Annotated in this window: 21 protein-coding genes; 16 read left to right on the forward strand and 5 right to left on the reverse strand. The window is 69.5% G+C overall.

Annotated elements, in window-relative coordinates:
• Positions 1-2 precede the first annotated feature (2 nt).
• On the forward strand, positions 3-1,142 hold the full coding sequence (locus ASE31_RS10510; RefSeq protein ID WP_057201602.1) for a DUF5624 domain-containing protein: 1,140 nt from the start codon (positions 3-5) through the stop codon (positions 1,140-1,142).
• 77 nt (positions 1,143-1,219) lie between these two features.
• Here the strand turns inward: ASE31_RS10510 and ASE31_RS10515 are convergent, their stop codons facing one another.
• Positions 1,220-2,215 carry a LysR substrate-binding domain-containing protein gene (locus tag ASE31_RS10515; RefSeq protein WP_057201603.1) on the reverse strand — a complete coding sequence of 332 codons (996 nt, stop codon included), beginning with the start codon at positions 2,213-2,215 and terminating at the stop codon, positions 1,220-1,222.
• 128 nt (positions 2,216-2,343) lie between these two features.
• On the opposite strand from ASE31_RS10515, the gene ASE31_RS10520 reads away from it, so the two are divergent.
• From ASE31_RS10520 to ASE31_RS10530, 3 genes are all read left to right on the forward strand, one after another.
• A complete protein-coding gene (locus ASE31_RS10520) occupies positions 2,344-2,877 on the forward strand; it encodes a DUF2917 domain-containing protein (RefSeq protein ID WP_057201604.1) in 534 nt (177 codons plus the stop codon).
• 139 nt (positions 2,878-3,016) lie between these two features.
• Complete coding sequence (locus tag ASE31_RS10525; protein ID WP_057201605.1) at positions 3,017-3,406, forward strand: DUF2917 domain-containing protein; 390 nt, start codon at positions 3,017-3,019, stop codon at positions 3,404-3,406.
• A 387-nt stretch (positions 3,407-3,793) separates the two neighbouring features.
• The gene (locus ASE31_RS10530; RefSeq protein WP_235514396.1) at positions 3,794-4,912 is read left to right on the forward strand and encodes a glycosyltransferase; all 1,119 of its coding nucleotides are present in this window, start codon (positions 3,794-3,796) and stop codon (positions 4,910-4,912) included.
• A 29-nt stretch (positions 4,913-4,941) separates the two neighbouring features.
• Here ASE31_RS10530 and ASE31_RS10535 read toward each other — a convergent pair whose 3' ends face one another.
• The gene (locus tag ASE31_RS10535) at positions 4,942-5,340 is read right to left on the reverse strand and encodes a BLUF domain-containing protein (protein ID WP_057201606.1); all 399 of its coding nucleotides are present in this window, start codon (positions 5,338-5,340) and stop codon (positions 4,942-4,944) included.
• Between the two features lie 169 nt (positions 5,341-5,509).
• Between ASE31_RS10535 and ASE31_RS10540 the strand changes: the two genes are divergently transcribed.
• The 7 genes from ASE31_RS10540 (at position 5,510) to cobJ (ending at position 12,154) form a co-directional block, all read left to right on the forward strand.
• Positions 5,510-6,268 (forward strand): Crp/Fnr family transcriptional regulator, encoded by a 759-nt coding sequence (locus tag ASE31_RS10540; RefSeq protein ID WP_057201607.1) that lies wholly within the window; start codon positions 5,510-5,512, stop codon positions 6,266-6,268.
• 86 nt (positions 6,269-6,354) lie between these two features.
• Positions 6,355-7,785 carry a bifunctional UDP-N-acetylglucosamine diphosphorylase/glucosamine-1-phosphate N-acetyltransferase GlmU gene (glmU, locus tag ASE31_RS10545; protein WP_057201608.1) on the forward strand — a complete coding sequence of 477 codons (1,431 nt, stop codon included), beginning with the start codon at positions 6,355-6,357 and terminating at the stop codon, positions 7,783-7,785.
• Positions 7,786-7,806: 21 nt separating this feature from the next.
• Complete coding sequence (locus ASE31_RS10550; RefSeq protein WP_057201609.1) at positions 7,807-8,589, forward strand: ATP-binding protein; 783 nt, start codon at positions 7,807-7,809, stop codon at positions 8,587-8,589.
• Positions 8,590-8,600: 11 nt separating this feature from the next.
• On the forward strand, positions 8,601-9,944 hold the full coding sequence (gene cobG, locus ASE31_RS10555) for a precorrin-3B synthase (RefSeq protein WP_235514400.1): 1,344 nt from the start codon (positions 8,601-8,603) through the stop codon (positions 9,942-9,944).
• A complete protein-coding gene (locus ASE31_RS10560; RefSeq protein WP_057201610.1) occupies positions 9,944-10,573 on the forward strand; it encodes a precorrin-8X methylmutase in 630 nt (209 codons plus the stop codon). Before cobG ends, ASE31_RS10560 begins: the two co-directional genes overlap by 1 nt.
• Positions 10,563-11,333, forward strand: coding sequence for a precorrin-2 C(20)-methyltransferase (cobI, locus tag ASE31_RS10565; protein WP_235514403.1), 771 nt, complete (start codon positions 10,563-10,565; stop codon positions 11,331-11,333). The genes ASE31_RS10560 and cobI overlap by 11 nt, the downstream gene beginning before the upstream one ends.
• The gene (gene cobJ, locus ASE31_RS10570) at positions 11,330-12,154 is read left to right on the forward strand and encodes a precorrin-3B C(17)-methyltransferase (RefSeq protein ID WP_057201612.1); all 825 of its coding nucleotides are present in this window, start codon (positions 11,330-11,332) and stop codon (positions 12,152-12,154) included. Before cobI ends, cobJ begins: the two co-directional genes overlap by 4 nt.
• Here the strand turns inward: cobJ and ASE31_RS10575 are convergent.
• Entirely contained in the window at positions 12,106-12,882 is a 777-nt protein-coding gene (locus ASE31_RS10575) for a cobalt-precorrin-6A reductase (protein WP_057201613.1), read from the reverse strand. The genes cobJ and ASE31_RS10575 overlap by 49 nt on opposite strands.
• Between ASE31_RS10575 and ASE31_RS10580 the strand changes: the two genes are divergently transcribed.
• From ASE31_RS10580 to cobF, 4 genes are read left to right on the forward strand one after another with little or no spacing between them, the layout of a single operon-like run.
• Entirely contained in the window at positions 12,881-14,074 is a 1,194-nt protein-coding gene (locus tag ASE31_RS10580) for a bifunctional cobalt-precorrin-7 (C(5))-methyltransferase/cobalt-precorrin-6B (C(15))-methyltransferase (RefSeq protein ID WP_057201614.1), read from the forward strand. The genes ASE31_RS10575 and ASE31_RS10580 overlap by 2 nt on opposite strands.
• Complete coding sequence (locus ASE31_RS10585; protein WP_235514404.1) at positions 14,071-14,571, forward strand: cobalamin biosynthesis protein; 501 nt, start codon at positions 14,071-14,073, stop codon at positions 14,569-14,571. The genes ASE31_RS10580 and ASE31_RS10585 overlap by 4 nt, the downstream gene beginning before the upstream one ends.
• Positions 14,568-15,413, forward strand: a complete 846-nt coding sequence (gene cobM, locus ASE31_RS10590) for a precorrin-4 C(11)-methyltransferase (protein ID WP_057201616.1) — start codon at positions 14,568-14,570, stop codon at positions 15,411-15,413. Before ASE31_RS10585 ends, cobM begins: the two co-directional genes overlap by 4 nt.
• Positions 15,410-16,261, forward strand: a complete 852-nt coding sequence (cobF, locus tag ASE31_RS10595; RefSeq protein WP_057201617.1) for a precorrin-6A synthase (deacetylating) — start codon at positions 15,410-15,412, stop codon at positions 16,259-16,261. Before cobM ends, cobF begins: the two co-directional genes overlap by 4 nt.
• Here the strand turns inward: cobF and ASE31_RS10600 are convergent.
• Both ASE31_RS10600 and ASE31_RS10605 read right to left on the reverse strand, forming a co-directional pair.
• A complete protein-coding gene (locus ASE31_RS10600; RefSeq protein ID WP_057201618.1) occupies positions 16,250-17,326 on the reverse strand; it encodes a GGDEF domain-containing protein in 1,077 nt (358 codons plus the stop codon). The two genes, cobF and ASE31_RS10600, sit on opposite strands and share 12 nt — an antisense overlap.
• A gap of 154 nt (positions 17,327-17,480) precedes the next feature.
• Positions 17,481-17,978, reverse strand: coding sequence for an Lrp/AsnC family transcriptional regulator (locus tag ASE31_RS10605; RefSeq protein ID WP_057201619.1), 498 nt, complete (start codon positions 17,976-17,978; stop codon positions 17,481-17,483).
• Positions 17,979-18,106: 128 nt separating this feature from the next.
• Between ASE31_RS10605 and glmS the strand changes: the two genes are divergently transcribed.
• Entirely contained in the window at positions 18,107-20,014 is a 1,908-nt protein-coding gene (gene glmS / locus ASE31_RS10610; RefSeq protein WP_057201620.1) for a glutamine--fructose-6-phosphate transaminase (isomerizing), read from the forward strand.
• Positions 20,015-20,121: the final 107 nt, after the last annotated feature.

Here is a 20,121-nt window from a genome sequence, read left to right on the forward strand (position 1 = left end):
CCATGTACCAACCCCAATCCGACTTTGCGGGCCTGTTCCATGCCTTCACCGGTGGGCCCGATGCCATTGGCCCACAACTCACCGCGATGATGCTTGAGCAGCGCGCCGACAGCCCGCTTCTCGTCTCCGCCGCGTCGGACATCGCCCTGTTTCCGGGGCGCGGCGCTGCGCCGCGCCTGGAGAGCTTTCGCAAGTCCACGCGCGGCTTCATCGAACTCACGGCGGTCTCCCACCTGCCGCTGGCCTTGGCCTACGTGGCGCGCCGCCGCGAGCTGGCGCCCGATGATCTGGCATGGCGCACACAGCTGCAAGGCCTGCTGCCGCACATCGCCCGGGTGCGGGCGGCCAACACCGAGGGCATGTGGCGCCAGCATGTGAACCTGGACGCCTTCGCGGGCCAGGAGGCGAAGATCGTGGCCATGGTGCATTACACGCTTTCCACCACCGAGGCCTACATCCAGCGCGCGCTGGCCGATGCCTCGCTGATGGACTTTGATGCGCTCGTGGTGCAGTACCTCGACCCGCCGGCTGCGGTGTCGCCCGTGTCGATGAACGCCATCATGTTCGCCACCTTCGGGCTGGCCTATGTCGACATCGCCTACCGCATCGGCGCCTGGCTGCGCGGCAGCGGCATCGATTGGGCGCGGGTGATGGTGCTGGTCAGCGGCCAGTCGGGCCGGCCCACGGCCGGAGTGACCTGGTCGTCCAACAGCATGTGCAACCTGGTCTGGCGGGTGAGCGACGGCCAGATGCCGGCCGACCGCCTCTACGTGGCGCCGCACGCGCCAGGGTTCTCGGTGGACCAGTTCAACGACACGGCTGCGCTGGCCAGCCTGGAGGTGAGCTACCGCAAGCTCTGGATGCACACCCGCACCAGCGTGGAAGTGTCTCGCCAGATGTTCGCCAACCACCCCGCCTATGTGTTCTCGCCAGCCACGGCGCAGGACATGCCGCCCATCCATGGCCTCGATGACCAGGCCGCCTGCGTGGCGCGCCTGCGCCGCATCATGGAAGACCCGCAGCAACTGCTGGTGAACTGCGTGGCCGACTATGTGATCGAGGCGCTGCAGCGCAATGGCAACCGGCCCGGCGAGGTGGCCATCCCCGGCTTCACCAACGTGGACTTCAGCACACTGGCCTGATTTCCGGTGTGCCTTGCCCTGTTGGCAACCCTGCCTGGTGATGGTTGCCAGCGGGGCAGGGCCTGCCGGAAACTGGATCAGTCCAGGTCGTCCTGCGTGTCCGGGTCGGGAACTTCGCCCACGGCCTCGCGGGTGGCCTGCGCCTGTATCTCCAGCCAGGCGCAAAAGGCCTTGATCTCCGGGCGCTGCGCGCTGCGCGGCCCGACCAGCAGCCAGTAGGCCAGGGGTGAGTCCAGCCGGTGGTTGGGCAGCAGTTCCACCAGGTCGCCCGCAGCCAGGGCATCGGCAATCAGCGGCATGCGCGCCAGCGCCAGGCCCTGACCGCTCAGGGCCGCCTGCACGATCTGGTGGGCGTAGTTGAAGTACAGCCAGCGCTGGGGCTGCAGCTTGGGGTGGCCCTGGTTCTCGAACCAGCGCTGCCAGCTGAGCCATTCGAGGTGCTGGCTGCGGTGCGCGTCCCCCGCCTCGATCAGGGTGAAGCGGGCCACGTCGGCGGGTGTACGCACCGGCGGGTTGCTTTTGATGAGCCAGGGGCTGGCCACGATGGCCAGTTGCTCGCCGCACAGGCGCACCGCGCCGGGCGGCAGCGTTCCGGGCAGGCTGTAGCGCAGCGCCAGGTCCACGTCGGAGGTTTCCAGATCCACGGGCACATCGGTGGCGTCGATGCGGATGTCGATGCCCGGGTTGTCGCGCTGGAACTCTTCCATGCGCGGAATCAGCCACATCGATGCGAAGCTGGCCCAGGTGCTGATGGCCACGCTCTTGCGCCCGGCCGTCTGGCGCACCAGGCGCACCGAGGCATCCATGCGCTCAAGCGCAGGCGCCACCGCACGCTGCAACTGGGCGCCGGCGCTGGTCAGCTCCACCGCGCGCGTGTGGCGCAGGAACAGGGGCACGCCCACTTCGTCCTCCAGGGACTGGATCTGGCGGCTCACGGCCGATTGGGTCAGGGCGAGTTCATCGGCTGCGGCGCGGAAGTTCAGGTGCCGGGCCACGGCCAGAAAAGCCCGCCAGTGGCCGACAGCCACTGGGCGGGTGCGCGAAAGGGCGGGGGTGTTCTCGGCGTTCTGCATGCGGGGTGTGAATGTTCATTCATGCGTTGGTGGCATCAATAGCGTACCGCGTTTTCATTGGACCGAAGACCGCTACAGGCGGATCATCCAGGCTCTACAACGTTTTTTCAAGCACCAAGGAGCCCACCATGTCGTCCCGCACCGTTCTGGAATCGCAACAATCCGCCATCGCCCCCACGGCCGGCCGCGTGTTGGCCGGAAGCTGGAAGCTGGACGCGGGCCGCGCCATCACATTGAACCCGCGTGAGCGCAGTGTGCTTGAAATTTCGCAGGGCCGGGTGTGGCTTGCGGTCGGCGCAAGGCCCGGCCACACGGATCAGGGCGCGCAGGACATGGTTCTGGTCCGGGGCCAGTCCCTGGTCATCGAGCCTGGCCAGCAGGTGGTGATGGAGTCCTGGTACCTGCGGGGGGGCGCCCCCAGTGCCGTGGCCTTCTGCTGGGACAGCGTGCCAGCCACCCGCCCGGCTGCTGATCCGGCGCTGGACTGGGAGCTTGGCGTGGCGCAACCGCTGCGTGACCTGGTCTGCGCGCTTGGCCAGGGCGGGCGGGCCGTGGGGTCGGCGGTGGCCGCCACCCTGGGTGCCAGCGGCCGGCTGGTTGCCGGCCTGGTGCGGTTTGCTCTGCATCGGGTAGCGACCCAGCGTGCGCGCATGCCCGCCTGAGGAGGACAGGCCGGCACCGGTATCCGGCCGTTTTGTCGATTGATGCCGAAGTTGAATCAATCAGGGCCTTGCAATTCATTGGACGCACCGCAAGCACAGGTGCACCATAGAGGCCTATAGGGTTTACCAGGAGAAAACCATGACCGCATCGAATGTTCTGCAATTGCAAGCTTCCAGCGCCTCGGGCCGCGTTGCGGCCAAGGACGTCTGCACGCTCAAGGCTGGCGCAGCCATCAGCTTCACGCCCCGCACACCCCGGGCCCTGCGCATTACCGAAGGCCAGGCCTGGGTGACGTTGGACGACGGCCCGCACGGTGCCAGCCGCGAGGCGGCTGGAGACGTCTTCCTGCAGGCCGGCCAGACGCTGTGGGTGGCCGCCGGCCAGCACGCAGTGGTGGAGACGCTGGGCCGCCAGCGCCTGCAGTACCGCTGGACCGGCCTGGCCCCTCGCTCCGCACCTGCCTGGTGGCGCCGTGCACTGGGCGTGGCCAGCCTGCCCTCGTCGGATGGAGCCCCCTGCTGCGCCTGATGGGTGTTGGTGACCACCACGCAGGTGGTGGTGCGACGTAAAAGAGAGAGCTGCTGCTGCCTGGTTCACAGGCGCTGCGGCTCTTTTTTGTTGGCGCTACCTGCCGGGTTCCTGGGCCCCCGCTCTTTGCGAGAAGTGCGGGGGCTTTTTATTTCTGATCTACATTGCCTGAATGAAAAGCTGCCGTATGCAGTTGAGATGAAACACTTGGCACTCGCCCACTCCCCCTGATGAAAATCCTCTTCATTCACCAGAATTTTCCCGGACAGTTCCAGCACCTGGCACCTGCCCTGGCATCGCAGGGGCACGAGGTGCTGGCCTTGACCATGACGCCGGCTGCCACAGGAGGGCAGGCGTCGTGGAAAGGGGGTGAGGATGGTTCCCTACATGCCTTCACGCCAGTCGACACCCGGCATCCATCCTTGGCTGGTCGACACGGAAACGAAACTCGTGCGTGGCGAGGCCGCTTTCCGGGCCTGCCTGGAATTGCAGCGCCAGGGGTTCCACCCCGATGTGGTCATCGCCCATCCGGGTTGGGGCGAGAGCCTGTTCGTCAAGGAGGTCTGGCCCGATGCCAGGCTGGCGATCTATTGCGAATTTTTCTACCAGGCGCATGGCGCAGATGTCGGGGTTGACCCGGAGTTTCCCGATGGGCCGTTTCCCCGTGCCCGCATGCGCGCAAAGAATTTCAACAACCTGCTGCATTTTGATCTGGCGGACGCCGGTATCTCGCCGACCCGGTGGCAAGCGGACGGGTTTCCCTCGCCCATGAGAGATCGCATTGCCGTCATTCACGATGGCATCGACACGGACCTGCTGGTGCCGAATCCGGCGGTCGCCCTGGCGTTCTCCACGCCCTCTGAAAAGGTGACCATCCGAAAGACCGATGAGGTCATCACATTCGTCAGCCGCGATCTGGAGCCATTGCGCGGCTACCACCGGTTCATGCGGGCCCTGCCGGAGATCCTGCAGCGCCGGCCGCACGCGCGTGTTCTTGTCGTCGGCGGTGATGGCGTCAGCTACGGTCCCAGGCCCGATCCTGCCCGGTTCGGGGCGCGCAGCTGGAAGCAGATTTTCCTGGACGAGGTCCGCGACGCCCTGGGGCCGCAGGGCATGGCGCGCGTCCATTTCCTGGGGCGCCTGTCCCATGCGGATTTCGTGTCGGTGCTCCAGATCAGCAGCGTGCATGTCTACCTCACCTACCCCTACGTGCTCAGCTGGAGTCTGCTGGAGGCGATGAGTGTGGGCTGTGCCATCGTTGCCAGTGATACCGCCCCGGTCTGGGAGGCGGTGGTGCACGACGAGACCGGGCGGCTCTTCGATTTCTTTGACCCTGGGCAATTGGCCCAGGAGGTGTGCGCGCTATTGGACGACGCGGGCGCGCGAGCGCGTCTGGGCGGGAATGCCCGGTTGTTCGCTCAGGGTAACTTTGATCTGCGCAAGGTGTGCCTGCCCCGGCAACTGCACTGGCTTCACGGCATCGCGGGCAGCCCGCTGCGCAGCTGACCGCTGGCCAGAAGAAGCGGCCGGGTTGGCTACAGCTCCAGTTCGCTGCGCAGGGCTTCGAAGGCGGCCAGGGCCGCTTCGCCATCCATTCGTTCCAGCCGCGCCAGCGCCTCGGTATCGTCCACCGACGTGAAGGCCAGGCTGAACTGGTGAAACCGCCGCTCGGCCAGCAGCCCATGGTGCACAACCTCCACCCCGGTGTGGCGCGGATCGTTGCGGATGCGCTCGGTGAGCTTGAGCACTTCCTTCTGTGTGCCTTCCAGTTGCTGGCAAAAACGCATGCCGTCGAAGACCAGCAGGCCGGTGATGCCCAGGCGGGCATTCTTAGCGCGGGCATGGCCGGCAATCTCTGCGACCACGCTCAGGGGTTGATCGGGTGCCAGGGTACTCACGTACAGGGCTTCGTACAGGCTGTGGGCTGGTGTCATAGGTGCGGCGCAATGTAGGGCGCCGCCGACAGACGCGCAATGTCAAAAGACATAGCAAAATCCCCCACCCTGCAAGGGCTGCAGGGACCATGGTGCGGGCCCAACATCCTCAAAAATGCATGCCGGCCGGCGCGCCAGGTGGCGGCCGGCTACCTAAAATGGCGCCACGATGAATGCCACCCTGCAACCCCCGGCATGCCCGCCGAAATGCCATGAATGCCGCCTGCGCAAGACCGGCGCCTTCACGCCCGTGGAGCCGCAGTTGCTGGATTTCATCGAAAGCTTTCGCTCTGCCACGCTGTCGGTACCGGCCGGCGGCGCCCTGGTGCACGAGGGACAGGTCAACGCCCGCCTGTTCACGCTCTACTCGGGCTGGGCATTTCGCTACAAGACGCTGAGCGATGGGCGCCGCCAGATCCTGAACTTTCTGCTGCCTGGAGATCTGGTGGGTCTGCAGCAGGAGTTCGGCGACCTGTCGGCGCATGGCGTCGAGGCGCTCACGGATTGCGCACTGTGCGTTTTCCAGAACGACAGCCTGTGGGCGGTGTTCGCCGAGCACCCGCGCCTGGGTTACGACGTCACCTGGCTGGCTGCGCACGAGGAGAGCCATATGGACGACAACCTTCTGACCAACGGCCGGCGCAATGCCACCGAGCGCGTGGCCATGCTGCTCATGCACCTGTACCGTCGGCTTGACCGTGTGGGCCTGGTCGATGCCGCAGGCACGGTGGCCTTCCCGCTCAACCAGCAGCACATTGCCGATGCACTGGGCCTGTCGCTGGTGCACACCAACAAGACCCTGCGCCGGCTCGCGCTGCTCGGTCTGCACGAGCTCAAGAATGGGCGGTTGCGCCTGCTCAATACCCGTGCGCTTGAACGCATCGCCGAGTATTACGACACGCCGCCGCGCCTGCTGCCTCTGTTGTAGGCGCGCAGGCGCAGCCCTGGCGCGGCGCAGCCGATAATCCCGGTGCCTGCACGCCACCTGGTGCGCAGGCCCAATTTTCAATTTCCATGACGCAACTCGACATCCTCATCATGGCGGCCGGCAAGGGCACGCGCATGAAAAGCCGCCTCCCCAAGGTGCTGCAGCGCCTGGGCGGGCGACCGCTGCTGCACCATGTGCTGGACCAGGCGGCCCACCTGCAGGCGCGCAGCGCCACCGTGATCACTGGCCACGGCGCTGCCGAGGTGGAGGCCGCTACCCACCAGGCCGCTGCAGGTGGCGCAAAGCTGGTATTCGTGCGGCAGGAGCCGCAGCTGGGCACCGGCCATGCCGTACAGCAGGCCGTGCCGCACCTGCGCGACGATGGCACGGTGGTGGTGCTCTCGGGCGACGTGCCGCTCACCGAGGCCGACACCTTGCGCGCGCTGGTGGCGGCCGGCGGCGGCGAAAAACTGGCACTGCTCACCGTCACCTTGCCCGACCCCACGGGCTATGGCCGCATCGTGCGCAACGGCTCCGGCTCCGGCGCCGTGCAGGGCATCGTCGAGCACAAGGACGCGAGCGAGGCACAGCGCGCCATCGCCGAGGTCTACAGTGGCATCATGGCCGTGCCCGCGCGGCGGCTGGCCCCGTGGCTGGCGCGCCTGACCAACGACAACGCCCAGGGCGAGTACTACCTGACCGACATCGTCGCCATGGCCGTGGCCGATGGCGTGCCCGTGGTGGCCCACAGCATCACCGATGCCCTGCAGGTGGCCGGCGTGAACAGCCCGCTGCAACTGGCCGAGCTCGAGCGCGCCCACCAGCAACGCCAGGCCCGGGCTCTGCTGGAGCAGGGCGTGCGCCTGGCCGACCCGGCCCGCTTCGACCTGCGCGACGACGTGCGCACCGGCGTGCGCGGCGAACTGGTGTGCGGGCAGGACGTGGAGATCGACGCCAACTGCCTCTTCACCGGCCGTGTGGAACTGGGCGAGGGCGTGCAGATCGGCGCCAACTGCTGCATTGCCAATGCGCGCATTGCCGCAGGCGCGGTGATCCACCCCTACACCCACATCGATGGCGAGAAACTCGGCGCCAGCGTGGGCGAGGGCGCACTCATCGGCCCCTTCGCGCGCCTGCGCCCGGGCGCCCAACTGGGCCGCGAGGTCCACATCGGCAACTTCGTGGAGGTGAAGAACTCCACCCTGGCCGATGGCGCCAAGGCCAACCACCTGGCCTATCTGGGCGATGCCACGGTGGGCGAGCGCGTGAACTACGGCGCTGGCGCCATCACCGCCAACTACGACGGTTCCAACAAGCACCGCACGGTGATCGAAGCCGACGTGCACATCGGTAGCAATTGCGTGCTGGTGGCGCCCGTCACCATCGGCGCAGGTGCCACGGTGGGTGGCGGCTCCACCATCACCAAGGACGTGCCGCCCGGTTCGCTGGGCGTAGCGCGTGGCAAGCAGGTGGCGATCGCCAACTGGCATCGCCCCACGAAGCAGCCCAAGACATGAGCTGAGCAGGAGGCCCGGGCCATGAGCGACGACGACACCCGCCAGACCGTGGAGGCCCTGCGCGCCGAGCTGGCCCGCAGCCAGCAGCAGGTGGCCGACATGTCCGCCGCGCAGGAGGAGTTTCTGCGCGCCGTCTCGCACGACCTGCGCGCGCCGCTGCGCCACGTGACCTCCTACGGTACCCTGGTGCGCGAGGTGCTGGGGGATCTGCCGGCCGACGTGGCGCAGGCGCCCGAGTTGCAGGAGGCCCTGGGCTTTCTGGCCACCATGGACCAGTCGGCCCGGCGCATGGGGCTCATGATCGACGGCCTGCTGGCCATCACGCGGGCCACGCGCGCGCCGCTGCACTGCGCCACCATTGCGCTGGCCGATGCCGTGGCCCAGGCACGCACGGACCTGGCTGCGGCCGAGGCCGGGCGCGACGTGCAGTGGCACCTGGCGCCCGATCTGCCCGCCCTCGATGCCGACGCCGGGCTGCTGCGGGAACTGCTGGTGCAGGTGCTGGGCAACGCGCTCAAATTCACGCGCGGCCGGGCGGTGGCGCACATCCACATCGGTGCCGAGCCGCTGGCGGGTGGCCGCGTGGCCGTGAGCGTGCGCGACAACGGCGTGGGTTTCGACCCTGCGCGCGCGGGATCGCTGTTTGGCGTGTTCCAGCGCCTGCACCGCGAGACGGAGTTCGAGGGCGTGGGCACGGGCCTGGCTCTGTGCCGCGTGATCGCGCAGCGCCACGGCGCGCAGATCACGGCCGCCGGTACGCCGGGCGAGGGCTGCCAGGTTCGCCTGGAATGGCCGCTGCCTTGACCGTCCCAGGCATGCCGAACCAGGACTCCGGCGCCCGCAAAGCCCTGCACACCCCGCAAGTCCAGGGCTGGTGCCCCGGTGCCTGGCAACCCATGGTCTCGGGCGATGGGCTGGTGGTGCGTGTGCGCCCGCCCATGGGGCGGCTGACCCTGCACCAGGCGTGGCGGCTGGCCCGCCTGGCCCGCACGCACGGGGCGGGCATCCTGGAGCTTTCCAGCCGCGCCAATGTGCAGTTGCGTGGCGTGGACCCTGCGCGGCATGCGGCCGTGCTTCGGGCCCTGGCGGGCTGCGGGCTGCTGGACGCCGACGTGCAGCGCGAACGCCTGCGCAATGTGGTGGTGGATCCGTTGCGCCAGCCCGGCGATGGTGTGGAGGTGCTGGCGACGGTGCTGCTGCAAGGGCTGGCCCAGGCGGACCACCTGGGTGCGCTGCCCGCCAAATTCGGCTGGGCCATCGACGGCGGCCATTCCCCCTGGCTGCAGACGGTGTCCGCCGACATCCGCATGCAAAGGGTGCCGGGTGCCCACCCCCCTGCCTGGCGGGTTCAGCCCGATGGTCTGCCCTGGGTCCTGGCCGCAGCGGGCCCCGTGGATGCCGCCGCTGCGGGGCTCGCGCTGGCGCGGTGGTTTGCCTCGCATTGCCTCGGGCAGCGCACAGCCGGGGAGCGACCGGGGCGCCTGGCGGCACATGCCGGCGAACTGGAGCGCCTGCTGGCTGTCGCCACACCGGCAGCCCCCTGGCCACCGGGCCTGCCCCCAGGCGTGGGCTGGGTCCCGGCCACCGCCCGCCACCACGCAGACCCAAACCGGCCCGGCCCGGCGCCCTGCCTGCTGCCCGGTATCGGCGCCTTGGTGGGGGCCCCTTTGGGCCGGTTGCCGGCACCGGCACTGGCCCGGCTGGTGGGGGCCCTGCGTGGTCATGCGTCCGGGTTGCGGGTGACCCCCTGGCGCATGCTGTTGATCGAATCCGGCGCACAGGCCAAGGGGCTGCCGGGCTTCTGGCATGCCGCCGGCCTGGACACGGTCGCCGATTGGGTGACCGACCCCGAGGATGCGCGGTTGCGCGTTTCGGCGTGCACGGGCGCCCCTGGGTGCCCCCAGGCCCAGGCACCCACGCAGGCGCTGGCCTTGGCGCTTGCGCCGCAGGTGCCGCCGCAGGACCATCTGCATGTTTCGGGCTGCGCCAAGGGCTGCGCGCGCCAGGCCCCGGCCACGGTGACGCTGCGCGCTGAGCCCACTCTGGGCGAACCGGTTTTCTCGCTGGTGCGGCATGGGCGGGCCGCCGACGAGGCGCTCGACCGCGTGGGGCTGTCCGCACTGCAAGACAATCCAGGCTTGTTGTTTGAAAAGAATTAATGGTTCACCGCTACGAAACCGATGGCGCCGAGATCTATCGGCAGTCTTTTGCCACCATCCGCCGCGAGGCGTCCCTGGACCGCTTTACCCCCACCGAGGAGCGCGTCGTGGTGCGCATGGTCCATGCCGCTGGCATGGTCGAACTGGCGCCCCATGTGGAGTTTTCGCCCGGCATGGCCGAGGCGGCCGAGCAGGCGCTGCGCAATGGTGCCCCGGTGCTGTGCGATGTGCGCATGGTCAGCGAGGGCATCACCCGCAAGCGCCTGCCCGCGCACAACCGGGTGCTCTGCACGCTGCAGGATGAACGCGTGGCGGCGCTGGCCCAGGAAATGGGCACCACCCGCAGCGCGGCCGCAGTAGAGCTGTGGCGGCCCGACCTGGCGGGCGCAATCGTGGCCATCGGCAATGCTCCCACCGCACTGTTCCACCTGCTCAACATGCTGCAGCAACCCGGCTGCCCGCGCCCGGCGGCGATCATCGGTTGCCCGGTGGGCTTTGTCGGCGCCATGGAATCCAAGGAGGCGCTGATGCAGGACCTGCCCGTGCCCTGCATGGTCGTGCGCGGCCGCCTGGGGGGCTCGGCCATGACCGTGGCCGCCATCAACGCCCTGGCCAGCCATGCCGAGTGAGGCGATGGAGGCCGTGAAGGCCGCGCCCGGCGTCGTCTGCGTGGGCCTGGGCCCCGGTGATCCGGAACTGATGTCGGTCAAGGCCGACCGGCTGGTGCGCGGCGCACGCCACGTGGCCTTCTTCCGCAAGAAGGGGCGCCCCGGCAAGGCCCGCCAGGTGGTGGACGGCCTGCTGGCACCGGCGGCCACCGAATACCCCATGGAGTACCCCGTGACCACCGAGCTGCCCGTGGACAGCCCGCAGTACGTGGCCCAGCTCGCGGCGTTCTACGACGACTGGTGCACCCGCCTGGAAACGCTGGCCCGCACCGAGCAGGTGGTGGTGCTCTGCGAAGGCGACCCCTTCCTTTACGGCTCGTTCATGCACCTGTACACCCGGCTGCGTGAGCGCGCCGCCGTGCGCCTGGAGGTGGTGCCCGGCATTCCCGGCATGGTGGGCTGCTGGCACGCCACGGGCGAGCCCATCACCTGGGGCGACGATGTGCTCAGCGTGATGACCGGCACCCTGCCCGAGGACGAACTGGTGCGGCGCATGCAGACCGCTGACGCCCTGGTGGTGATGAAGGTGGGGCGCAATCTGCCGCGCATCCGCCGGGCCCTGCAACGCACAGGCCGGCTCGGTGCCGCCTGGCTGGTGCAGAACGGCACCACGGCCAGCCAGCAGGTGGCCAAATTGACCGAGGTGAGCGACGAGGCCTGCCCCTACTTCGCCATTGTGCTGGTGCATGGCCAGGGCCGCCGGCCGGAGGCCGCCTGGTGAGCCCGGGCCAGACCACCGGCCGCCTGACCGTGGCGGGCCTAGGGCCCGGGGCCCTCGCGCAGGTCACGCCCGAAGTGGCCGCCTCCCTGCAGGCCGCGACCGACGTGGTGGGCTATCTGCCGTATGTGGAGCGGGCCCGCGCCTTTTTGCAGGAGCGCGGTGGAACGGCCGCTGTGGTCTGGCATGCATCGGACAACCGGGTGGAGCTGGACCGGGCACGCCAGGCGCTGGCCTTGGCCGCGCAGGGGCGTCAGGTGGTGGTGGTGTCCTCCGGCGACCCGGGGGTGTTCGCCATGGCCGCAGCCGTGTTCGAGGCCATCGAGCAGGCGCCGCCCGCGCAGGCCGCCGCCTGGCAGGCGCTGGATGTGCAGGTGCTGCCCGGCATCACCGCCATGCTGGCCGCAGCGGCGCGCGCCGGTGCGCCGCTGGGCCATGACTTTTGCTGCATCAACCTCTCGGACAACCTCAAGCCCTGGCCAGTGATCGCCCGGCGCGTACAACTGGCGGCCGAGGCCGACTTCGCCATGGCGTTCTACAACCCGCGTTCGCGCAGCCGGCCCGAGGGCTTCGTGCGCCTGCTGGCCTTGCTGCGCGCGCACTGCGAGTCCACGCGGTTGATGGTCTTTGCGCGCGCCGTGTCCACCCCCGACGAGGCGCTGCACGTGTGCACGCTGGCCGACGCCGCGCCCGAGATGGCCGACATGCGCACCGTGGTGCTGGTGGGCAACAGCACCACGCGGCAGGTGGGGCGCTGGGTCTACACCCCGCGCTTCTATGGGCTGGAGGCCGCCGCGCCAGGCGCCCCGGGCAGCATGCCATGAGCGATCCAGTGCAGCACGGCGTCCACCTCCTCGGTGCGTGGGCGCGGCGGCAGCGGCGGGCGCTGCACCATCACCACCGGCAACCCCAGGGCGCGGGCGGCCAGCAGCTTGCCGCGCGTGGCCTCGCCCCCGGCGTTCTTGGCCACCAGCCAGGTGATGCCATGGGCCTGCAGCATTGCCTGGTCGTGCCCGGCGCTGAAGGGGCCGCGGCCCAGCACCACCGTGGTGTCGGCCAGCGGCAGGCTGCCCGGAGCAGGTGCGTCCACCAGGCGCAGCAGGTAATGGTGCCGGGCTTGGCCGGCAAAGGCATCCAACTGCTTGCGCCCTATGGCGAGAAAAACCCGGGCAGGCTCGTGGGGCAGCGCCTGTGCGGCCGCAGCCATGTCAGGCACGTCCACCCAGCGGTCTGTGGCCTCGGCCTGCCAGGGTGCGCGTTCCAGCGCCAGCAGCGGCGTTCCGGTGGCCTCGCAGGCAGCGCAGGCGTTGCGGCTCATCTGTGCGGCAAAGGGGTGGGTGGCATCCACCACGTGGGTGATGCCCTGGCCGCGAATGAACTGTGCGAGCCCCTGCACGCCGCCATACCCGCCGCAGCGCGTGGGCACGGGCTGCGCCACGGGGGCCTGCGTGGCCCCTGCATAGGAAAACACGGCAGGTATCCGCGCCTGTTGCAGGGCCTGCGCCAATTGGCTGGCGCCGCTGGTGCCGCCCAGCAGGAGAACATGCGTCATGGCTGATCCGTGGTTGACATTGGTGGGCCTGAACGAGGAGGGACTGGACGGGTTGGCACCGGCCGCGCGCCGGGCCATCGACCAGGCCCAGGTGATTGTCGGCGGCCCGCGCCACCTGGCGCTGGCGCAGGCCGGCGATCGCGGCCGCCCCTGGCCCGTGCCGTTCGACACCGCCCCCGTGCTTGCCCTGCGCGGGCAGCGCGTGGTGGTGCTCGCCTCGGGCGACCCGTTCTGGTTCGGTGCGGGCGGCAGCCTGGCGGTGCACCTGGCACCGCACGAATGGCGCTGCCACGCGCAGCCCTCGACATTCTCGCTGGTGGCGGCCCGCCTGGGCTGGCGCCTGGAGGCCACCGACTGCCTGGGCCTGCACGCCAGCCCGCTGCAGCAGTTGCTGCCGCGCCTGGCGCCGGGTGGGCAGTGCATCGTGCTGCTGCGCGATGGCTCCGCCGTGGCCGAGCTGGCGGGCTGGCTCACGCAAGAGGGCTGGGGCGCGAGCACGCTGTGGGTGATGGAGTCCGTGGGGGGGCCGCGCGAGCGCTGCCGCACACTGCGGGCGCACGAGGCCGAGGCCGTGCTGGCAGCCGACCCTGCCCAGGCCCCGGTGGCTGTCGCCCTGCGGGCCGCTGGCGGCCCCGCCTTGCCCCAGGTGCCCGGGCGTGCCGACGGCTGGTATGCGCACGACGGCCAGATCACCAAGGCCCCGGCCCGGGCGCTGACGCTGGCCGCCCTGGCGCCCCGGCGCGGCGAGCGGCTGTGGGACATCGGCGGGGGCTCGGGCTCCGTGGCGGTGGAGTGGTGCCTGGCTGGCGGCCTGGCCAGCAGCGTGGAGCAGCATGCGGCGCGAGTGGACAACATCCACAGCAATGCGGCGCGGTTCGGCCTGCAGCCGGCGCTGCAGGTGGTGCACGGCCTGGCGCCCGATGCGCTCCAGGGGCTGGCGCCACCCCAGGCGGTGTTTGTCGGCGGCGGCTTTGATGCCGCTCTGTTTGCCGCCTTGCGGGCCTTGATGCCCACCGGCTGCCGGCTGGTGGTCAATGCCGTGACCCTCGAGACCGAGGCCCTGCTGGTGCAGTTGCAGGCGGACCATGGTGGCCAGTTGCTGCGGCTGGAGCTGTCGAGCGCCGAACCGCTGGGGCGCATGCGCAGCTGGAAGGCCGCGCGCCCGCTGGTGCAATGGAGCTGGCAGCCGTGACGGCGCTGCTACCCCAAGCTGGTATTGCCGCCCCCGTGCATGCCTGCCTGGTGGTCGGAGTGGGCCTGCGGGCCCAGGCCACGCCTGCCGCCTTGCAGGCGCTGTGGCTGCGGGCGCAAGCCCTGTTGCCCGGACAAGCGGACTGCTTTTGCGCCGTGGCCGTGCTGCAGGGCAAGGCCACGCATCCGGCACTGGCAGACTGGCTGGGCCTTGCGTCCGCCCCGGTGCTTGCGGTACCGGTGGAGCCCATGCGCCACCAGCCCGTGGTCACGCAGTCGCCGCGCCTGCAGGCCCGCTATGGCACGGGCAGCGTGGCGGAAGCCGCTGCGCTGGCCGCCGCTGGGCCACAGGCGCAGTTGCTTGTGCCCCGCCTGGTGGCCGAGGATGGCAGCGCCACACTGGCTGTGGCACGGCGCCGCCCGGGCCCCCTCGATTGTTGTGTGGCAGCGGCAGGCTCTGGCCGTGCCGCTGCATTGACCCAAGGAGCTACGGCATGACCGTGCATTTCATCGGCGCCGGCCCTGGCGCCGCCGACCTCATCACCGTGCGGGGGCGCGACCTCATGGGCCGCTGCCCGGTCTGTCTGTACGCCGGCTCGCTGATCCCGCGCGAGCTGCTCGCGCACTGCCCGCCAGGCGCGCACATCGTCAACACTGCGGCCATGGACCTCGATGCCATCATGGCCGAGATATCCGCCGCCCACGCGCGCGGCCAGGACGTGGCCCGCCTGCACTCGGGCGACCTGTCGGTCTGGTCCGCCATGGGCGAGCAGCTGCGGCGCCTGCGCGCCGCAGGCATCGACTACACCGTGACGCCGGGCGTGCCCTCTTTTGCCGCCGCTGCCGCTGCGCTGGGCGCGGAGCTCACGCTGCCCGGCCTGTGCCAGTCGGTGGTGCTGACACGCACTTCGGGCCGGGCCACTGCCATGCCAGAGGGTGAGAACCTGACCGCCTTTGCCGCCACGGGCGCGGTGCTGGCCATCCATCTGTCCATCCACCTGGCCGACAAGGTGCAGGCCGAGCTGCTGCCGCACTATGGCGCCGACTGCCCGGCCGCCATCGTCTGGCGCGCCAGCTGGCCCGACGAAACCGTCGTGCGTACCACCGTGGGCGGGCTGGCCCAGGCGGTGGCCGCCAGCATGGAGCGCACGGCGCTGATCCTGGTGGGCCGCAGTCTTCAAGCCGAGGCATTCGCCGAAAGCCGGCTCTACGCCGCCGACTACGACCGCCGCTACCGGCCCCTGGGCACGGCGCCGCGTTTTCCGGCTGTGGATATGCCTGCCGGCGCCGCGCTGGACACGGCCCGGGACCAGCCGCTGGACCAGGCCTCCAAGGCATGAGCACCAGTCCGTTCCAAGGTCTGCCGCCGGTGGCGCTGACGCTGATCGGCATCGGCACGGGCAACCCCGACCACCTCACCCGCCAGGCCACCACGGCCATGAACGCGGCCGATCTGATCCTGCTGCCGCACAAGGGCGAGGACAAGGCCGAACTCGCCGCACTGCGCCAGTCGCTGTGCGACGAGGTGCTGGTGGCGCCCGCACCGCGCATCGCCGGTTTCGACATGCCGCTGCGCCGCAGCCAGGGCGACGACTACCTGGCCCAGGTCGACGAATGGCATGCTGCCATCGCCCGCTGCTGGCATGCCGCCATCGCTCAGGCCCTGGGTGCGCCCGCTGCCGGCGACGCGCCTGCGCCCAAGGTCCTGCGCGTCGCCCTGCTGGTGTGGGGAGACCCGGCCTTGTACGACAGCACGCTGCGCATTGCGGCACGCATGCAGCCCGCCCCGGTGCGTGTGGACGTGGTGGCCGGCATCACCTCGGTGCAGGCGCTGGCCGCCGCCCATGCGGTGCCGCTCAACGACATTGGCCAGCCCTTCGTGGTGACCACCGGCCGGCAACTGCGCGAGCAGGGCTGGCCTGCAGGCGTGGACACAGCCGTGGTGATGCTCGACGGGCAGTGCAGCTTCATGGGATTGCCCCCCGAAGGCCTGCACATCTGGTGGGGCGCCTACCTGGGCATGCCCCAGCAACTGCTGGACAGCGGCCCCCTGGCCGAGGCCGGCCCGCGCATCGAGCGCACCCGCGCTGCGGCGCGCGCCCAGCATGGCTGGCTCATGGATATCTACCTGTTGCGGCGCGCATCTGGGCTGCCTGCCACCGAAGGCCCGCCGGTATCAGCTGTCTGAGGTGGCCGGTTGCGGCGCCGCAGCGGAACCCGCATCGGTCGAGCTGTCCGTGACGCGGTTGCGCCCGGCGTTCTTGGCCACGTAGAGCGCGGCGTCGGCCGCATCCATCCAGGCACGCAGCGCACCGTGCCGGGTATGCGCGGCCGCCACGCCGATGCTGGCGGTCATGCGCAGCGCCGGCATGTCGCGCAAGCGAATGGCCTCGGTCTGCGCGCGGATGCGTTCGGCCACGGCCACCGCCTCTGCCGTTTCCATGCCGGCCAGGAGAATGGCGAACTCATCGCCACCATAGCGGCCCGCGCAGTCCGTTGCGCGCACATTGCCGCGCACCACATGGGCCACCGCGCGGATCACCTCGTCGCCCACGGTGTGGCCGTGCTGGTCGTTGATCTGCTTGAAATTGTCGATGTCCATCATCAGCATGCAGGCCGCGTCCAGGCCCGTGTGGTGGCGGCGCAGCGCGGCCTCGGCCTGCTCCTGCCAGTGGCCACGGCCGTACAGGCCCGTCAGCGTGTCCACGCGGCGCAGCTCGTCGAGCAGCAGGTTCTGCTGCGACACCTTGCGGATGAGTCGGTAGCTGACCATGCTGACCGAAAGGGTGTGCAATGCCATGACCGGCAGACAGGCCAGGATGATGGGCAGGGGGCTCTCGGGCGCCCAGTGCACGCCCGTGAGCGCCGCGCTGGCTGCTCCCCCTGCGAGCATGGCCGGAATCGACCGGGCCCACAGGCCGCGGATGCCGGTGGTGATCTTGTCCACCAGGGTCAGCGTGCACAGCAGCACGCTGGGCAGCAGGCTGAAGTGCATCAGCGGCACCAGGGCCGCTGCCAGGGCCGAGTCGGCGAGCAGGTTGCGGATCTCGGCGCGGTACGGGTCAGCGCTGCGCCGTGACAGCTGGTAGGCCAGGTGGGGCCATACGAAGCACGGCAACACCATGCCCAGCCAGGCGAGGAGGGATGCCTGGCGCTGCCACAGCACCACCGCCACCACCACACCGCCCAGGCCCATGCCGAGCACGCGCAGGGGGTAAACGCGCCGGGGCATCTGTTGTTCGTAGGTGGCCATGGATGGAAATGCTGGCGCAGGCGGTTGGGCCGCTATATGAGGAGTGCACGGAGAGCTTACCTTTACCCGGCGGTAGAGGCCAGCGGGAAATGGCGTGCTTTTATGGCCCGGTTGGTGGCCCGGCTGGCCCCGTGCCCTGCGGCCGGTGCGGCCGCTACCGCGCCTGCACCGGGATGGCCGTGCTGAACTTGGCGCGTTTGGTGCTGAAGAAGGCCTTCACGTTGCGCACATTGGCGTCGCCCGTGAACAGCTGCTGCGACAGCGCCAGGTAGCCCGGCATGTCGCGCGTGTGCGCTACCAGGATGAAGTCCGGGCCGGGCGACACGCGCCAGCACTGCTGAACGGCCGGGTGCGCCACCGCGCGTGCCTCGAAGGCGTCCAGCGCCTGCGCGTCCTGCCGATCCAGCGACACTTCGACGATGCAGGCCAGGCCATGGCCCTGCACGGCGGCCAGGCGGTCCGGCTGCAGCAGGGCCACCTGCCGCTCGATCAGACCCACGTCGTGCAGCCGCTTGACCCGGCGAAGGCAGGTGGGCGGGGACACATGCACCTGCTCGGCCAGGGCCTGGTTGCTCTGGCTGGCATCAGCCTGTAGCAGGTTCAGCAGCTGCAGATCAGTGTGGTCCAGTGTGATAGGTTCCGAAACTTCCATTGTTTTGGAATTTTATTTCATTCAATGAAATTGGTGAAATTTAAGTTCATTTTTATATGAATATCAATCACTAATTCCGATGGGCGCTGCCTACCATTGCGCCACTTATCCAACAGGAGCAACAATCCATGTGCGGCATCGTCGGCGCGGTCTCCACGCGCAACATCGTTCCCATCCTTGTACAGGGCCTGCAGCGGCTTGAATACCGCGGTTATGACTCGTGTGGCGTGGCCGTGCATGCCTCCAGCCTGGACGCCACGCGCCCGGCCGGTTTGCAGCGCGCTCGCAGCACGGCCCGCGTGGCCGAACTGCTGGAGCAGGTGCAGACCGACCATGTCGATGGTGCCACCGGCATCGCCCACACCCGCTGGGCCACGCACGGCGCGCCTGCGGTGCACAACGCCCACCCCCATTTCAGCCACGGCACGGGCGATGCAGCCGGCACGCCGGGTCGCGTGGCGCTGGTGCACAACGGCATCATTGAGAACCACGAGGAACTGCGCGCCGCCCTGCAGGCCCGCGGCTATGTGTTCGCCAGCCAGACCGATACCGAAGTCATCGCCCACCTGGTGGACAGCCACTACAGCGGCGACCTGTGCGAGGCCGTGCAGGCTGCGGTGGCCCAGCTGCATGGCGCCTACGCCATCGCCGTCATGCACAAGGACGAGCCGCACCGCGTGGTGGGCGCGCGGGCAGGCTCGCCGCTGATCCTGGGCGTGGGTTCGGGCACCGGCAGCTCGGTGGCGGGCGAGCACTTTCTGGCCAGCGACGCCATGGCCCTGGCCGGCGTGACCGACCAGATCGTGTACCTGGAAGAAGGCGACCTTGTGGACCTGCAACTGGGCCGCTACTGGATCATGGGCAAGGGCCGCGAGGCGCTCACCCCTGCGCAGCGCCCGGTGCGCACCGTGCAGGCGCACAGCGGCGCGGCCGAGCTCGGCCCCTACCGCCACTACATGCAAAAGGAAATCTTCGAGCAGCCGCGCGCCATTGCCGACACGCTCGAGGGCCTGGAAGGCATCGTGCCCGAGTTGTTCGACGGGGCCGACGGCACTGCCGCCTGGCGCGTGTTCAAGGAGATCGACAGCGTTCTCATCCTGGCCTGCGGCACCAGCTACTACAGCGGCTGCGCCGCCAAGTACTGGCTCGAAGAGATCGCCGGCATCCCCACCCAGGTGGAAGTGGCCAGCGAGTACCGCTACCGCACCAGCGTGCCCAACCCGCGCAGCCTGGTGGTCACCATCACCCAGTCCGGCGAAACGGCCGACACCCTGGCCGCGCTGCGCCATGCGCAGAGCCTGGGCATGCAGCACACGCTGACCATCTGCAACGTGGCCACCAGCGCCATGGTGCGCGAATGCAAGCTGGCCTACATCACCCGCGCAGGCGTGGAGATCGGCGTTGCCAGCACCAAGGCCTTCACCACGCAGCTGGCCGGGCTGTTTTTGCTCACGCTGGCGCTGGCGCAGTCCAAGGGCCGCCTCACGGCCGAGCAGGAGGCCGCCCACCTCAAGGCCATGCGCCACCTGCCCGTGGCGCTGCAGGCCGTGCTCGCGCTCGAACCCCAGGTCATCAGCTGGTCCGAGGACTTCGCGCGCATGGAGAACGCGCTGTTCCTGGGCCGGGGCCTGCACTACCCCATCGCCCTCGAAGGTGCACTCAAGCTCAAGGAGATCAGCTACATCCACGCTGAGGCCTACCCCGCCGGGGAGCTCAAGCACGGCCCCCTGGCCCTGGTCACCAGCGCCATGCCCGTGGTCACCGTGGCGCCCAACGATGCGCTGCTGGAAAAGCTCAAAAGCAACATGCAGGAAGTGCGCGCCCGCGCCGGCGTGCTCTACGTGCTGGCCGATGCCGACACCCGAATCGAGAGCAGCGAAGGCATCCACGTGATCCGCATGCCCGAGCACTACGGCCCGCTGAGCCCGCTACTGCACGTGGTGCCGCTGCAGCTCCTGGCCTACCACACGGCCTGTGCGCGCGGCACCGACGTGGACAAGCCACGCAACCTGGCCAAGAGTGTGACAGTGGAGTAACGGCGCGCCTGTCGCGGCCGCCCCCCTGACTACAACAAATAATGTCCGTCGGATGAAAGGACGGTCCGTCGGGCATGTCCTGCATTGTGAAAATCAGCGGAGCTCCT

Source organism: Acidovorax sp. Root217 (assembly GCF_001428645.1).
Taxonomy (GTDB): Bacteria; Pseudomonadota; Gammaproteobacteria; order Burkholderiales; family Burkholderiaceae_C; genus Acidovorax.